The following is a 13891-nucleotide window of genomic DNA, read 5'->3' as shown; positions in this document are numbered from 1 at the left end:
GGGCCTGCTCCCCGGAATCCCTATAGCGCAGTTCCATTACCAAGTAATTGGGCATTATGGCTAAATTCCTGATGCGACGCAGCAAAAACCAGAAACTTGGAGCACTGTAGCAGTAGCGAGCCGCAGCTGAAGGGAATGTGAATAAGTCCCTGATTTCTTTCCCTTTAGGAACAGTGCCCACAATTGGCCGTTGGCGTGGAACGCCGTATGACGGTATCGTGGCGTGGCGAGTGTCGCGTGTGGATGCGCGGCCGGGGGTGAGTTCGATGACCTTGGCATTGTTGATCGTGGGGATTTTCGCCGTTCTGGCGGGCCTCCTTGCGATCCTATTTGGCTACACAGTCAGGGAATTCAGTGTCGGCAGCACCCTCATAATCTCCGGAACCATCGGCGTCTGCACTGGAATGCTACTGGTCGGCCTGCATCTCCTGCTGCTCGAGCTGAAGGGCATCGCCCGCCGGCTGGTCGCCGGAACAGCCGCATCAGAGGTTCCGGTCAGGCCCGTGCTGCCGGGGCTGGCGATGCCCGGCGCGCCTGCGCCCGAGCCGGCACTCGCCCAGCCTGCGAAGATCGAACCGGTGCCACCGCCGCCACCACCAGCCGCGGCTCCTCCGCCGTGGCAGAGCGAAGCCGCCGCGCGCGAGCGTTCGCGCGTCGAGGCGCCGGAAGCTCCAACGCCTCCTGCGGCCCCGGAAGCGCCGCGCCGCCGCAACCTGCTATTCGCTTCGACCTCGCGCAAGGAGCGTGAGCGCGCGGAGGCGAAGGCCACCGAGGGCCCACCGCCGCCTCATGAGGAACCAGCAGCACCCGCCGCCGCGAACGTTCCGCCTGCCAGTTTCGAGGACGCCTGGCCGAAACCGGAACGCATGCGCCCGCCGGAGCCGCCGGTCACCTCGCGCCGGCCGCCGCCGCACTCGCCCTCGACCTTTGCGGAAGCCGCTCCCACGCCGCCGCCTGCACCTGAGCCGCCGCGCGCACCTGAGCCGGCGGCTGCGGCCGAGCAGGCGCCCGTCACCGTGCTCAAGTCCGGCGTCGTCGATGGCATGGCCTATTCGCTCTATTCCGACGGTTCGATCGAAGCCCAGATGCCGGAGGGCATGATGCGCTTTGCCTCGATCGACGAGCTCCGCGCACATCTCGACCAGCGGGGCTGAGCGCCGCCGCGCAGAAAGTAAAGCGCCGCCGTTCGCCAGTAATCAGCTCTTCCTCGACAGTCGTCGTGGTTCCGCCGAACGTATTGTTGACAGGGAATACTCTGGCGTCGTCAATCCCGTGAGAAGGATGGCGGAGAAAGGGGGGCGCATGTCGGATGCAGGGAACAAGAATTTCATCGAGCTGACGGCGAGCATCGTGTCGGCCTATCTCAGCAACAATCCGACGCCGTCGGCGGAGATTCCCAACCTGATCAGCCAGGTGCATGGCGCGCTCCTGCGGGTCTCGTCGGGTCGTACCGAGACCGCGCCGCTCGAGCCGGCCAAGCCGGCGGTCTCGCTGAAGAAGTCGATCGCGCCGGATTATCTGGTGTGCCTGGAAGACGGCAAGCGCTTCAAGTCGCTGAAGCGCCATCTGCGCACCCAGTACAACATGACGCCGGAGCAATATCGCGAGAAATGGGGCTTGCCGGCCGACTATCCCATGGTCGCGCCGAACTACGCGGTGGCGCGCTCGCAGCTGGCGAAGCAGATGGGCCTCGGACAGCAGCAGCGGAAGCGGAAGTAAAGATTTTCGTAGGGTGGGCAAAGGCGCTCTTGCGCCGTGCCCACCATCTTTTTTCGATTGCACGCGAAATGGTGGGCACGCTTCGCTTTGCCCACCCTACGGCTTTTTGCTGCGTGGTTCGAGACCTGCGCTCCTCACCATGAGGATCTTACGACGCTTCCGCGAGCGCCTCTTTGGCGTCGGTCTTGATGCGCTCGACCATCGAGCGCAGGCCATTGGAACGCTGCGGCGTCAGATGATCGCGAAAGCCGAACTCGTTGAACACGGCGATCGCGTCGGTGTCGAGGATCTCCTGCGGCGTGCGGCCGGAATAGAGCGCGAACACGATCGCAACCAGTCCGCGCACGATATGCGCATCACTGTCGCCGCGATACTTCAGGATCGGCGCGCCATTGCCGCGCTCGACCAGCTTCTGGAGCCAGACCTGGCTGACGCAGCCTTGCACCTTGTTCGCGGCAGAATGCTCCGCCTCCGGCATCGGTTCCAGGGTGCGGCCGAGCTCGATGACGTACCGGTAGCGGTCGTCCCACTCGTCGAGAAGTTCGAAATTGTCCCTGATTTCGTCGATCGTCGTCATGCTGGCCCATGTTCCCTTTCAGGCCAATATAGGGACGCGAAGCCGCGAAATCGATAGGGTTTGGGGCTAATTTGCGGCCGCAGGTCCGCGCCATTCCAGCGCGAGGTCGTCCTGGGTCAGGGTGTCGCGCGGCGCCTCGCTCGCAACGGCATCGCCTTCGCCGGCCAGCGCGATCGAGCCGGTATGGTCGGGCGCCTTCTTGTCCGTCTTGTCGTTCTTGTCGTTCTTCTCGTTGGTGATCTGCTCTTTCTTGTCGTTGATGATCTGGTAGATCTTGCGCGCGCCGTCCTGGGCGCGCTGGCCGATGATGGTCGCGGCCTGTCCGCCGACCTCGCAGGCCGCCGGCTGGCGCTTGCAGAACTGGGTCACGTCGGAGACGGCTGCGGTCGCAGCCTGCACCGCATCGGCGGCGCCGATCTGCGGCAGCTTCTCCGATTCGGGCGTCTTGTCCCGCGGCAGCAGCACCAGCACCAGCCCGAGCCAGAATGTGATGCGGAGCAGAAAGCGCATCTTGCGACCTGTACGTTCGATCCCGCCGCGGCGATCTCCGCGGATGTCGGACCTAGCAACCCTCGATAAATCGCAAGTGATTGCCTTGAGCTTAATTCGCGGAAAATTTACGCAAAAATCTTCGGGATCGACGGTCTCGTAAATTTTCGATTGACGCCCGCGCCCGTGATTCTGCTGGCGCCCCGGATCCACCAATTCGAAACCATGCCGAGGAGAGTGAAACTCTGTGTTCACCATCCGCAGCGAAGACGTCGCCAAATCGTCTAAAAAGCCCCGCGATGCCGCGGTGTCCGGCCGCACGCCGCGCCGCCTTAGCACTCGTTTAAGGTCGCTCTGACACGGTGGCTCAACGATAAGGAGGCGTTCCGGCGCGTCTTCTAAAGACGATTGAGCCGAAGCGCGAGACCCGTGACCGTTTTGAGTATCATCCGCGATTGTCTCGATGCGCTGCTGCATCCCTCCGCGCGTTACGATGCGCTGACGCGAGCGCGCCATCGTGCCTTCATGGCGCCGCGGCTGCTTGGCAGCCTGGCCGCCTTCGCCGCATTCCCGATCTATCTCGTCCTGCGCGGCGCGCCGAGCGCGATCGAGGTCGCCGCCTTCGCCTGGCTGATCGCGCCGATCCTATTGTCCTGGTTCCTGTCGCGCACCGGTCGCTATGAAGGCGCGCATGTGCTGTCGTCGTTGGCGCTTGCCGGCCTGATCATGGCGGTGGCGGCCACCACCGGCGGCATCGAATCCTTTGCCGCGATCTGGCTGGTCGTGGTTCCGCTCGAAGCCGCGCTGTCGGCCTCGCGCCGCGTCGCGGCCTTCGCCTCGCTGCTCGCGCTGTCTTGTGCCGGGATCCTGATCCTCGTCAGCCAGCTCGGCTGGCTGCCGATCGACCTGCCGAGCGCCACAGAACGCGGCGTGCTGATGGCGCTCGGCGTCGCCTCGGCGACGCTCTACGCCGCGGGCCTCGCCTTCGGCGCGGAATCGCTCGCGCGCACCAGCGCTGCGCTGCTGTCACGCGAGGAAGAGCGCTATCGCCTGCTCGCGCGCAACATGAGCGACGTCATCTCGCGGCATCAGCGCAACGGAGCGGTGCAGTTCATCTCGCCGGCGGCGGAGACCATGCTCGGCATGCCGGTCACGCAACTGCTTGGTCACGGCCTGTTCGATCGCGTGCACGTCGGCGATCGCCCGGCCTATCTCACGGCTTTATCGGACGCGGCGCGCGGCGACGTGTGCAGCGTCGAGTTCCGGCTGCGGCGGGAACCTGCCGGCTCCGAGCGCGGCCAGATCGACTTCATCTGGGTCGGGATGCGTTGCCGCCCGCTCGACCCAGACAGGGTTCGCGACGTCGCCGGCGAGGCCGAAGTCGTCGCCGTGATGCGCGACATCACCGACCGCAAGCTTGCCGAGCAGGCGCTCGATCAGGCCCGCAGCGCCGCCGAGGCGGCCGACGCCGCCAAGACGCGCTTCCTCGCCACCATGAGCCACGAGCTGCGCACGCCGCTCAATGCCATCATCGGCTTCTCCGAGATGATCGCGCAGGAGCAGACTTTGATGCTGGGAGCGGCCCAGCGCAAGGAATATGCCCAGCTCATCAACGAGTCCGGCCAGCATTTGCTGTCGGTCGTCAACGGCATCCTGGACATGTCCAAGATGGAATCTGGCAATTTCGAGATTGCCTCGGAGCCGTTCGCGCCGCGCGCCTCGCTGATGCATTGCTGCAATTTGCTGGCACTGAAGGCGCGGGAGAACGGCATCGACCTCATCACCGATGCGCCGCAGGATCTGCCTGTCATGACCGGCGATCCCAGGGCCTTCAAGCAGATCGTGCTCAATCTCGTCGCCAACGCGATCAAGTTCACCGAGCGCGGCGGCCAGGTCACCGTGACGGCGGCGGTGTCGGGTTCGCAGCTCGCGCTGCGCATCAGCGACACCGGCGTCGGCATCGCGCCCGACGATCTCAAGCGCATCGGCGCGCCGTTCTTCCAGGCCGGCAAGACCTATCAGCGCCGTCACGAAGGCACCGGCCTCGGGCTTTCGATCGTGAAGAGCCTCATAGCGTTGCATCTCGGCGAATTGACGGTACAAAGCAGGTTAGGCGAGGGCACCGCCGTCACCGTCAAGCTGCCGCTCGTCTACACGCCGCCGCAGGCCAAGCCGGCGGAGAGCAAGATCGCGACGCTGATGCCGGTGCTGCGCCAGGAATCTCACAACCAATCTCACGAAGAATCTCACGACCAACTTCACGAAGAATCTCACGACCAACCTGCGCTGGTGAAGAAAAGTGCCTAAGAAGTCTGCAAAGGGCGAAGCCGCTCCGCGCCGTCGTGGTGCCAAGGCGGCGGTCATCGACGTCGAGACCGAGCGCAACCTCGTCATGCGCGTGCTGCTGCATAGCCCCAAGGATACGCTGGCCGGCCTCGTCGCCGTCGCCGCGATCGGTGCGATCGTTGCCAATGCGCTGTTCCTGCAGACCGGCCGGCATCCCGCGCCGATGTTCGGCACGGTGATCAATCTACCCGCGCCGTCGTCCGTGCCGCTGGCGAACCCCTTGCCGCGTCCGCGTCCCGTTGGCGCCGAGACGTCGCCGCTCGAGCCGCGCGCGACGGAGTTTCGCACCGAGCCCAAACCTGCCGAGCGCGCCGCCGAGAAGCCGCCCGAAAGGCCGGTCGAGGCGACCGCCTCGACGCGCTCGAACGATCCGATGACCAATCTGGTCAAGGCGACGACCTCGACGCCGCCCTCGGCCCTGCGTCCGCCGGCGCCGATCCCGGTGCAGAGCCCAGCCGCGCGACGTATCACCGGCGTGCAGCGCGCGCTGTCCGAATATGGCTACGGGAATTTGAAGATCACGGGCACGATGAGCGGCGAGACCCAGTCCGCGATCCAGAAATTCGAGCGCGAGCACAAGATGCAGGTCACCGGCCAGGTCTCAGACCGCCTGCTGCGCGAGCTCGCGGCCGCGATCGGTCATCCCGTCGAATAGCCGCACGAGCTGAGGCTGGCGTGAGACCGCGCGCTGGCCTATCGTCGGATTCATGCGTTTGAAATCCAACATATGGGTGGCGGCCTATTTGCGTCGCTGCCAGACCGAAGGCGTGTTCGGCGCGGTGCGCCGCCGCGGCGCCGAGGAGGCGGGCGCGGTGTTCGTGAAGGTCTCGCTGCTCGACGGCAATGCGATGCTGTATACGCCGGCGCCGCAGGCGGTCTATGACGACGGCCGTCCGGTCGATCGCTTCTTCGTGCCGGTCGCGCCGCAGCCTCTGCCGGAGCACACCATCGAGGAGCGGCTGACCAAGGAAATCCGCTTCGATCCGGACGCCTGGATCGTCGAGACCGAGGACCGCGCGGGCCGGCATTTTCTCGAGCTGGCGCGGGCGTGATGCGGGCGCGATAGCCGTTGTTTGCCACGATCAGCCCGCAGGCTCTTAACCTCTCCCGCTTGCGGGAGAGGGAGCGCACCGCCTTCTCAGCGACAAACCAATCTAAATCTTCTAGCGATCCGACGATCCGCCGGTGCCCCTGCGCACCGTCGGGCTCGTGCCCGGCTGCACGCCCGGCCGGGTGTGGCTCGCACCGGCACGTGCACGCTGGCGTTCGCCGTCATGTAGCGAGGCCTGGTACTTTGCGCGGGTCACCGCGAGCGTCGAGCCGCGCCAGGCCGCCAGCATCACCAGCGCGGAGCGGTCGCTGAGGCGGTCATAGAGCCGCGACAGCCGGTACACGTCGTTCACGGAGGTCCCGATCTCCGGCTTGAAGAACAAGAGGATGCGCTGGAACACCGGGCTCGGCATGTCGAGAGCGCGCGCGGCGACCGCGAGCGCCTCGCCGCCGGCATCGTCGACGATCTGGGCCGCGACGCGTGAGGGCAGGATCAGGCTGTCGCCGAGCTCGAAGGTGAAGTTCTCGATGTCGCCCGCGATCGCCGCCATCTCCAGGATCTGGATCGCGCGCTTGGCGCGCATGGTCGGAATCCGCGGCGCGGCCTTGAGCGGCGTCTGCGCCAGATTGTGCAGGATCAGCGCGCGCTCGGAGGTGCCGGCGCGGAAGAACATGTCGTGGATCTCGGCGGCATCCTTCGGCTGCATCGCCATGTTCGAAGCCAGCCGCTGCTCGGCCTCGGTGGGCGTGCGGGCCGGGGCGGGTGCCGGCGGCGAGGTGGGAATCTCTCGCGCCAGCGGAACCCTGCGGCCTTCCTGGGCGGCGACCAGTCCGAGCTTCTGGAGGATCGGGACCGGCGTCGTCGGATAGACCGCAAGCCGCGCCTTGACGGCCGCGCGCGTCGCGTCGTCGACCTGGTCGATCAATCGCGTGGCGAGCTCGACGAACTGCCGCTGTTCGTCGTCGCTGTGGACGCGCGTCTGCACATAGAGATCGGTCAGCACGCGCAGCAGCGTCGGGCGGATGTCGACGCCTTCGCGACGAGAGAGGGTCATCAGCCCGTCGAATCCGGGAAACAGCGACTTGGTCATGGAGGCGTACGCAACTCGGGAGAGATCCTTGTCGCGAGCCTATCGCAGGTTCTTTTAAAGCCTCGTTAAGGAAAATGAGGCGTGAAGCCGGCCCGGCAATTTAAGGCGTTGTCGTGCCGCAACGGGACGGCGCGGCACGCTCCGTGCGGTTACGGTCCGGAAAGGGCGTTTACATCCCGTTAACCATAACTGATCTTAATGAATGCATGTTGCATGAAGCGCCTTTGGTCGCACGGCAATTGATAGAGAGCTGGATATGGGGACGATCATCGAATTTCCGGCCGGTCGCCGGGCAGGCTCGTCGGGGGATGCCGCACCGCGCACGGAAACGGGAACGGTTCTGATCCTCCCGGCGATCCGTATCGAGCGCGAGGCGGACGAAACCAGCGGCGATCGTGGGCCGGAGCAGGGCACAGCGCCGGGGCGCCGTCGTCGCCGCCGCTGACTTCAGGCTTTTGCAATGCCGGACACCATCCGCCAGATCCGGCCCTTCGTATCGGCCGTCCTGCTCGCGCTGCTTGGCGCTGCGCTCGGCGCCTGTAGCGGCGGTGATTTCGGCCGCACCCGCGCCGACATGCGCAGCGACGACATGCATCGCTGGTTAGGGGCGGAGGTTACCTCCAGCGTCGGCCTGAAGCCCTCGCAATTCCAGCTCACCGACGAAGAACGCCAGCTCCGCGATCTCGCCTATCCCATGATCGAGCCGCCGCTGTCGCGCCCGGCGTGGAAGAGCGTGTTCGGCGACTACAAGCCGCTGCCCTCGCCCTGGCGGCAGAAGATCGTGTTCGACCGCACCATGTATGGACGCACGCTGATCGACGAGCCGCACCGCTCGCATTCCGCGCGCTATGCGCAGCTGATCGAGGACGTGCGCAACGACATCACCCGTTTCGAGCCGTTCTTCGCCAGCGCAATCCGCGTCATCGATCTCGACAGGAAGCGCGATGCCAGCATGGCGCGCGTCTCCGCGCTCTCGCCAAGAGAGAGGGACGACGCGGTCGCGCGCATGCAGGAGAACTCGTTGATCGTGCAGTGGGTGCAGCAGTGCCTGGAGCAGCGCGTCTCGTCCTATCGCTGGGCGCTGGAGCGGCTGGTGATCCAGGCTCCCGACGGCATGGCCGCCGACGCCGACCGCCTGATCGGCGAGCTCGCAGCCCAGACCGCCAACCCGCCGGTCGCAGCGCAGCCGCCTTACGGCCGCGCGGTGGTCTCGAAGGGCTGAGCGCGCAAGCCCGCTCGACTTACACGCCTCAACGCCGGCAATGTAGGTGAGATCCTCCAGTCGTTTCGAGCTGGTGGTTTGCGGTTCCGTTCGACGGTGAACTCTTCGTGACGCGCGGTGGCGATTTGAGGGTAAAGCTCGGATTGACAGCTCTGCCATCACGGTTTCTATTTGCGGTGACGGGGGTTCTGCGATCCCCCCGCGAGGCGACATGCCGAAGAATCGCGTCCTGATCTTCACCAGGGACGCAGCATGTCATTTTCGACCTCCAAACCATCTTCAACCTCCAGGCCGTCCCACAAATTGTCCCGACTGATCGGCGCGCCGCGCCGACACGCGATAGGCGAGGGCATCGCGTGCTGGTACCCTGTTGCGCGTCGTGGCCTTTGTCCGGAGACGATGTCACTGAGCGGGCTTCACCTGGGGCGGGGAATACCACCGGGAGAACGATCATGCGTACACCAGCGATCTTTCAAGCAGTCCTGCTTCTGGCGACTGCAGGCGGGCTCTCGAGCGCACATGCGCTGACACAGGAGGAGTTCGTCGCCAAACTCCAGGCCGCCGGCTATTCGCAGGTCAGCGACATCAAGTCGACCGCCGAGGGCACGACCGCAAAGGCCGTGAAGAACGGCAAGGACGTGCGGCTCGTCGTGGACAGTAGCGGACAGATCAAGGAGCAGAAGTGAACCCTTGGGGGCGCGAGAGCCTGAAACCAAGCTCAAGGAGTAGATCAATGCGAAAGACGATCTCGGCGCTGATCGGCGTCAGTGCCTGCTTCATCGCGAGCGCTCATGCGCAGGATGTTGACTGGAAGAAGGTCGACGAAACGCTGGGCCGGAAGCCCAGTGTTGCGGACGATGTCCACCGCTACGGCTTCCCTCGTAGCGATCTCACCGTGACGTTGGACGGAGTCACGATCAAGCCGGCGCTCGCGCTTGGCGGCTGGCTCGCGTTCAAGCCTGCGCATGGCGGTGCCATGGTCATGGGTGACCTTGTGCTCCTCGAGACCGAGATCAATCCTGTGATGGCGAAGATGATCGCGAGCGGTATCGAGATCACCGCCGTGCACAATCATCTCCTGCGCGCGAGCCCGGCGACCTTCTACATGCACGTCGCCGGACATGGCGATGCCGTCAAGCTGGCCTCGGCAATCCACGATGCCCTCGCCGAAAGCAAAACCCCCCTGACGGTCGCGGCGGCGGGCAACCCGCCTGCGATCGATCTCGACACGGCGAAGCTCGACCAGATCATCGGCGTCAAAGGGCAGGGCAATGGCGGCGTCTACCAGTTCAACGTCAAGCGGCGCGACCCGATCACGGAAGACGGCATGACGCTGACCCCCGTCGGCCCGATGGGTGTTGCGATCGCCATCAACTTCCAGCCGACCGGCGGCGGCAAGGCGGCCATCACCGGCGACTTCGTCCTCACCAGCGACGAGGTGAACCCGGTAATCGTGGCGCTGCGGACGCACGGCATCGAGGTGACGGCGCTGCATAGTCACATGCTGGACGAGCAGCCACGGCTCTTCTTCATGCATTTCTGGGCAAACGACGATGCCGTCAAGCTTGCTGAGGGCTTGCGGGCGGCGCTGGACAAGACCGCCAGCACGAAAAGCTGACGCGAAGCCGAGCTGGTGATTATCGCTCGCCGCGCGTGACGACTGCCGCCATCGTGGCCGCGCCTATCGCTCAAGCCGAGCGGCCGGCCGCAAGCTCGCGCGTGATCCACTCGGTAAAGGCGCGGATCGCCCGACGCTGCTGGCCAGCGCGGGGAAAGACCAGATGATGGCCGACATAGCGAATGTCGGTGGAACGTCTGGCAAGTGGCGCCACCAACAGCTTGGTCGCAATCTCGCGTTCGGCGAGTCGCGTTGATTCCAGCGTCACGCCAAGTCCGCTCGACGCCATCGCGATCGCCAGGAAGCTGCGATCGAAGCGCATGCCGTGGATGGCCGGCGCTTCGAGACCGTTGGCCGTGAACCATTGATGCCACTGCACCTGCTTGACGTCCGAGCGGATCAATACCTGGTCGAGCAGGTCTTTCGGCTTGCGGATTTTCTTCGCGAGCTCGGGCGTGCAGAGCGGCGTCACGGTCTCTTCGCCCAGCGGAATGATCTCGACTCCCTCGGCCCTCGGCTGGCCGTAGACGATGTCGATGTCGAAATCGTCGTTGCTGAACCTCGCATATTCCGTGTTGGCGGCGAGCCGAACCTCGAGCTTGGGCTCGGCGGCCATGAAGCGGGCGAGCCGCGGGGCGAGCCACTGGGCAGCGAAGCTCGGTGCGCAGTGCACCCGCAGCAATTGCGGGCCGCGGCCTGCGACCTCCTCGATACCTCGGCGCAGATTGTCGAACGCGGCGCCGGCATGACGCATCAGGTTCTCGCCCGCCGGCGTCAGCCGCACCGCCCGGGCGCTGCGCTCGAACAGGACGGTGCTCATCGCGCTTTCGAGCTTGCGGATGGCGTGGCTGACCGCGCTCGGAGTGAGATGCAGCTCGTTCGCCGCGTCCCGGAACGAGCCGGTGCGGGCGGCCGCCTCGAAGGCGCGGATGGACGATATCGGGATACTGGACAGCAGCATCCGACAAGTGAACCAAATTCACCCATGCAAGACAACAGCGCGTTTGTCCGAAAGCGCGCTGCCGCATAATCAAACGGGTCAAGAACGGCGGCGCCGTCGGGTGCCAGGCAACAGCCAATCAGGGAGGACCACAATGCTGCTACGCGGCAAGACAGCCATCATCACCGGAGCGGCCTCTCCGCGAGGCATTGGCCTTGCAACCGCCCGCCGCTTTGCGGCCGAGGGAGCCCAGGTCGCCATTCTCGACATCGATGGTGCGGCCGCGGAAGACGCCGCGAGCGGCCTCGAACCGGTCGCTGGCGAGCCGCATCTCGGCGTTGCGTGCAACGTCGCCGACAAGCAGGCCTGCATCAAGGCAGTCGAAGCGGTGATCGCGAGATTCGGCCGGATCGACATCCTCATCAACAATGCCGGCGTGACCCAGCCCGTAAAACTTCTCGACATCAAGCCGGAAGATTGGGACCGCATCCAGGACGTCAACCTCAAGGGCATCCTGTTCCTGTCGCAGGCCGTGATCCCGCACATGCAGAAGCGCAGAAGCGGTTCGATCGCGTGCATCTCGTCGGTCTCCGCCCAGCGCGGCGGCGGCATCTTCGGCGGACCGCATTATTCGGCGGCGAAGGCCGGCGTGCTCGGTCTCGCCAAGGCGATGGCGCGCGAATTCGGGCCCGACGGCATCCGCGTCAACTGCGTGACGCCCGGCCTGATCGGCACCGACATCACCGCGGGCAAGCTCACGGACGAGATGCGAGCGAAGATCCTCGAAGGCATTCCGCTCGGCCGGCTCGGCGAGGCCGCTGATGTCGCCGGCATCTACACCTTCCTCGCTTCCGACCTCTCGGCCTACGTGACCGGCGCCGTCATCGACGTCAACGGCGGCATGCTGATCCACTGAGCGGAGGAGGGGAGAGACGATCATGGCAACACCAACGCTCGCAAACGCGCCGACGCTTGCACAGCGCGCCCGCAACATCCGCCGCAACGCCCTGCTGATGGGCGAGGTCCAGGGCCAGGGCTATATCGCGCAGGCGCTCGACATCGCCGACGTCTTGGCTGTGGCATATTTTCACGCCATGCGTTTTCGCGCCGAAGATCCCGCCTGGGAAGGCCGCGACCGTTTCCTGCTGTCGAACGGGCACTATGCGATCGCGCTCTATGCAGCCTTGATCGAGGCCGGGATCATTCCCGAGGCCGAACTCGAAACCTACGGTTTCGACGAGAGCCGACTGCCGATGTCCGGCATGGCGTCCTATACGCCGGGCATGGAGATGTCGGGTGGCTCGCTCGGCCTTGGTCTTGGCGTCGCCGTCGGCATGGCGCTCGGGCTGAAGCGCAAGCGGTCGGCGTCGCGCATCTTCACGCTGTTCTCCGACGGCGAGCTGGACGAGGGCTCCAAATGGGAGGCCATCATGTCGGCGGCTCACCACCAGCTCGACAATCTGATCGCGATCATCGACGTCAACAATCAGCAGGCCGATGGTCCATCGAAGCAGATGCTGGGCTTCGAGCCGCTGGTCGACAAGCTCGAGGCGTTCGGCTGGTTTGTGCAGCGTGTCGACGGCAATGATCTCGACGCGGTGGTGGGCGCCTTCGATGCCGCGATGGCGCATCCCGAGCCAAAGCCCCGCATGATCGTCGCCGACACGTTGATGGGCAAGGGCGTTCCTTTCCTGGAGCAGCGTGAGAAGAATCATTTCATTCGCGTCGAGCCGCATGAATGGCAGCTGGCGCTGTCGGCGCTGAACGCGGGAGAGCAGTCATGAAGTCCGTGGGATCGACACCGTCCGGGAAGCCGCGGCTGACGACGTCGGCCATGATCGCCTCGATTGCGGCGGAAGGGCAGCGCACCAGGCCGGCGCCGTTCGGGCATGCGCTGGTCGAGCTTGCCCGCAGCCGCGAAGACGTCTTGGGCATGACAGCCGATCTCGGCAAATACACCGATCTGCACATCTTCGCGCAGGCCTTTCCGGATCGCTACTATCAGATGGGCATGGCCGAGCAGCTTCTGTTCGGCGCAGCCTCGGGTCTCGCCGCCGAAGGTTTCATGCCGTTCGCCACCACCTATGCGGTGTTCGCCTCGCGCCGCGCCTACGACTTCATCCACCAGACCATCGCGGAAGAAGACCGCAATGTGAAGATCGCCTGTGCGCTGCCTGGCCTGACCTCGGGCTACGGGCCGAGCCATCAGGCCGCCGAGGACCTCGCGCTATTCCGCGCGATGCCCAACATGACGGTGATCGATCCCTGCGATGCCCACGAAATCGAGCAGATCGTTCCGGCCATCGCCGCGCATCGCGGACCGGTCTATATGCGCCTGCTGCGCGGCCAGGTGCCGCTGGTGCTCGACGAGTACAGTTACCGTTTCGAGCTCGGCAAGGCGGCGCTGCTACGCGATGGCACCGACATTCTGATCATCTCTTCGGGCATCATGACCATGCGTGCACTGGAGGCGGCCCAGTCCCTCCAGGACGATCGTGTCAATGCGGCCGTCCTGCACGTGCCCACGATCAAGCCGCTCGACACCGAGACGATTCTGCGCGAAGCGGGCAAGCTCGGCCGCCTGGTCGTGGTCGCCGAGAACCACACCGTGATCGGCGGTCTCGGCGAAGCCGTCGCTGCGCTGCTGATGCGCGCGGGTGTTCACCCGGCGTTCCGGCAGATTGGGCTCCCCGACGAATTTCTCGCCGCCGGCGCGCTTCCGACCCTGCACGACCGCTACGGCATCTCGACCGCGGAAGTGACGCGGCAGATCAAGGAGTGGCTGCGCTAACGCAGCGGCCACCTTTCGTAACTGACCAGATCGACATGCTTCGCGGCA

At 65.3% G+C, this 13891-nt stretch carries 16 protein-coding genes; 12 read left to right on the top strand and 4 right to left on the bottom strand.

What is annotated here, in order from left to right; all coding sequences use genetic code 11:
• Positions 1–266 precede the first annotated feature (266 nt).
• Positions 267–1154 (top strand): DUF308 domain-containing protein, encoded by an 888-nt coding sequence (locus ACNJX8_RS27875; protein ID WP_439357444.1) that lies wholly within the window; start codon positions 267–269, stop codon positions 1152–1154.
• A 148-nt stretch (positions 1155–1302) separates the two neighbouring features.
• Positions 1303–1719 (top strand): MucR family transcriptional regulator, encoded by a 417-nt coding sequence (locus ACNJX8_RS27870; protein ID WP_091890880.1) that lies wholly within the window; start codon positions 1303–1305, stop codon positions 1717–1719.
• A gap of 148 nt (positions 1720–1867) precedes the next feature.
• On the opposite strand, the gene ACNJX8_RS27865 is transcribed toward ACNJX8_RS27870, so the two are convergent.
• The gene (locus ACNJX8_RS27865; protein WP_128934958.1) at positions 1868–2296 is read right to left on the bottom strand and encodes a SufE family protein; all 429 of its coding nucleotides are present in this window, start codon (positions 2294–2296) and stop codon (positions 1868–1870) included.
• Positions 2297–2362: 66 nt separating this feature from the next.
• Positions 2363–2806: a DUF5330 domain-containing protein gene (locus ACNJX8_RS27860; protein ID WP_128934957.1), complete on the bottom strand. Its 444-nt coding sequence runs from the start codon at positions 2804–2806 to the stop codon at positions 2363–2365.
• 408 nt (positions 2807–3214) lie between these two features.
• Here ACNJX8_RS27860 and ACNJX8_RS27855 point away from each other — a divergent pair, with 408 nt between their 5' ends.
• Genes ACNJX8_RS27855 through ACNJX8_RS27845 form a run of 3 tightly spaced genes read left to right on the top strand, consistent with a single transcriptional unit; the run spans position 3215 to position 6183 of the window.
• On the top strand, positions 3215–5092 hold the full coding sequence (locus tag ACNJX8_RS27855; RefSeq protein WP_439357443.1) for a PAS domain-containing sensor histidine kinase: 1878 nt from the start codon (positions 3215–3217) through the stop codon (positions 5090–5092).
• Complete coding sequence (locus ACNJX8_RS27850) at positions 5085–5786, top strand: peptidoglycan-binding domain-containing protein (protein WP_128934955.1); 702 nt, start codon at positions 5085–5087, stop codon at positions 5784–5786. The genes ACNJX8_RS27855 and ACNJX8_RS27850 overlap by 8 nt, the downstream gene beginning before the upstream one ends.
• 52 nt (positions 5787–5838) lie before the next feature.
• Positions 5839–6183, top strand: coding sequence for a DUF1491 family protein (locus ACNJX8_RS27845; protein ID WP_128934954.1), 345 nt, complete (start codon positions 5839–5841; stop codon positions 6181–6183).
• Positions 6184–6294: 111 nt separating this feature from the next.
• On the opposite strand, the gene ACNJX8_RS27840 is transcribed toward ACNJX8_RS27845, so the two are convergent.
• Complete coding sequence (locus ACNJX8_RS27840; RefSeq protein ID WP_439357442.1) at positions 6295–7272, bottom strand: DUF2336 domain-containing protein; 978 nt, start codon at positions 7270–7272, stop codon at positions 6295–6297.
• Between the two features lie 256 nt (positions 7273–7528).
• Here ACNJX8_RS27840 and ACNJX8_RS27835 point away from each other — a divergent pair, with 256 nt between their 5' ends.
• The 4 genes from ACNJX8_RS27835 (at position 7529) to ACNJX8_RS27820 (ending at position 10112) form a co-directional block, all read left to right on the top strand.
• On the top strand, positions 7529–7717 hold the full coding sequence (locus ACNJX8_RS27835; protein ID WP_439357441.1) for a hypothetical protein: 189 nt from the start codon (positions 7529–7531) through the stop codon (positions 7715–7717).
• Positions 7718–7732: 15 nt separating this feature from the next.
• Positions 7733–8494, top strand: a complete 762-nt coding sequence (locus ACNJX8_RS27830; protein ID WP_439357440.1) for a hypothetical protein — start codon at positions 7733–7735, stop codon at positions 8492–8494.
• Between the two features lie 452 nt (positions 8495–8946).
• Positions 8947–9180, top strand: a complete 234-nt coding sequence (locus tag ACNJX8_RS27825; protein WP_128934952.1) for a hypothetical protein — start codon at positions 8947–8949, stop codon at positions 9178–9180.
• A gap of 47 nt (positions 9181–9227) precedes the next feature.
• Positions 9228–10112, top strand: a complete 885-nt coding sequence (locus ACNJX8_RS27820; RefSeq protein ID WP_439357439.1) for a DUF1259 domain-containing protein — start codon at positions 9228–9230, stop codon at positions 10110–10112.
• Positions 10113–10182: 70 nt separating this feature from the next.
• Here ACNJX8_RS27820 and ACNJX8_RS27815 read toward each other — a convergent pair whose 3' ends face one another.
• Positions 10183–11070: a LysR substrate-binding domain-containing protein gene (locus tag ACNJX8_RS27815; protein ID WP_439361990.1), complete on the bottom strand. Its 888-nt coding sequence runs from the start codon at positions 11068–11070 to the stop codon at positions 10183–10185.
• Between the two features lie 136 nt (positions 11071–11206).
• On the opposite strand from ACNJX8_RS27815, the gene ACNJX8_RS27810 reads away from it, so the two are divergent.
• The 3 genes from ACNJX8_RS27810 to ACNJX8_RS27800 are packed head-to-tail and all read left to right on the top strand — an operon-like array spanning position 11207 to position 13843.
• Positions 11207–11968, top strand: coding sequence for an SDR family NAD(P)-dependent oxidoreductase (locus tag ACNJX8_RS27810; RefSeq protein WP_439357438.1), 762 nt, complete (start codon positions 11207–11209; stop codon positions 11966–11968).
• Between the two features lie 22 nt (positions 11969–11990).
• Positions 11991–12836 carry a transketolase gene (locus ACNJX8_RS27805; RefSeq protein ID WP_439357436.1) on the top strand — a complete coding sequence of 282 codons (846 nt, stop codon included), beginning with the start codon at positions 11991–11993 and terminating at the stop codon, positions 12834–12836.
• Positions 12833–13843 (top strand): transketolase family protein, encoded by a 1011-nt coding sequence (locus tag ACNJX8_RS27800; protein ID WP_439357435.1) that lies wholly within the window; start codon positions 12833–12835, stop codon positions 13841–13843. The genes ACNJX8_RS27805 and ACNJX8_RS27800 overlap by 4 nt, the downstream gene beginning before the upstream one ends.
• The last annotated feature ends 48 nt before the right edge of the window (positions 13844–13891 follow it).

It is taken from the genome of Bradyrhizobium sp. SPXBL-04 (assembly GCF_051853035.1).
GTDB classification, from domain to species: Bacteria; Pseudomonadota; Alphaproteobacteria; order Rhizobiales; family Xanthobacteraceae; genus Bradyrhizobium; species Bradyrhizobium zhanjiangense.
The sequence above is the reverse complement of the archived record's forward strand: the minus strand, read 5'-3'. Positions and strand labels throughout refer to the sequence as shown.

Coding starts and splice junctions, on each gene's coding strand:
- ACNJX8_RS27870 (WP_091890880.1), top strand. CDS start 1,303: ATGTCGGATGCAGGGAACAAGAATTTCATCGAGCTGACGGCGAGCATC.
- ACNJX8_RS27820 (WP_439357439.1), top strand. CDS start 9,228: ATGCGAAAGACGATCTCGGCGCTGATCGGCGTCAGTGCCTGCTTCATC.
- ACNJX8_RS27875 (WP_439357444.1), top strand. CDS start 267: ATGACCTTGGCATTGTTGATCGTGGGGATTTTCGCCGTTCTGGCGGGC.
- ACNJX8_RS27825 (WP_128934952.1), top strand. CDS start 8,947: ATGCGTACACCAGCGATCTTTCAAGCAGTCCTGCTTCTGGCGACTGCA.
- ACNJX8_RS27805 (WP_439357436.1), top strand. CDS start 11,991: ATGGCAACACCAACGCTCGCAAACGCGCCGACGCTTGCACAGCGCGCC.
- ACNJX8_RS27830 (WP_439357440.1), top strand. CDS start 7,733: ATGCCGGACACCATCCGCCAGATCCGGCCCTTCGTATCGGCCGTCCTG.
- ACNJX8_RS27840 (WP_439357442.1), bottom strand. CDS start 7,272: ATGACCAAGTCGCTGTTTCCCGGATTCGACGGGCTGATGACCCTCTCT.
- ACNJX8_RS27810 (WP_439357438.1), top strand. CDS start 11,207: ATGCTGCTACGCGGCAAGACAGCCATCATCACCGGAGCGGCCTCTCCG.
- ACNJX8_RS27845 (WP_128934954.1), top strand. CDS start 5,839: ATGCGTTTGAAATCCAACATATGGGTGGCGGCCTATTTGCGTCGCTGC.
- ACNJX8_RS27860 (WP_128934957.1), bottom strand. CDS start 2,806: ATGCGCTTTCTGCTCCGCATCACATTCTGGCTCGGGCTGGTGCTGGTG.
- ACNJX8_RS27800 (WP_439357435.1), top strand. CDS start 12,833: ATGAAGTCCGTGGGATCGACACCGTCCGGGAAGCCGCGGCTGACGACG.
- ACNJX8_RS27865 (WP_128934958.1), bottom strand. CDS start 2,296: ATGACGACGATCGACGAAATCAGGGACAATTTCGAACTTCTCGACGAG.
- ACNJX8_RS27835 (WP_439357441.1), top strand. CDS start 7,529: ATGGGGACGATCATCGAATTTCCGGCCGGTCGCCGGGCAGGCTCGTCG.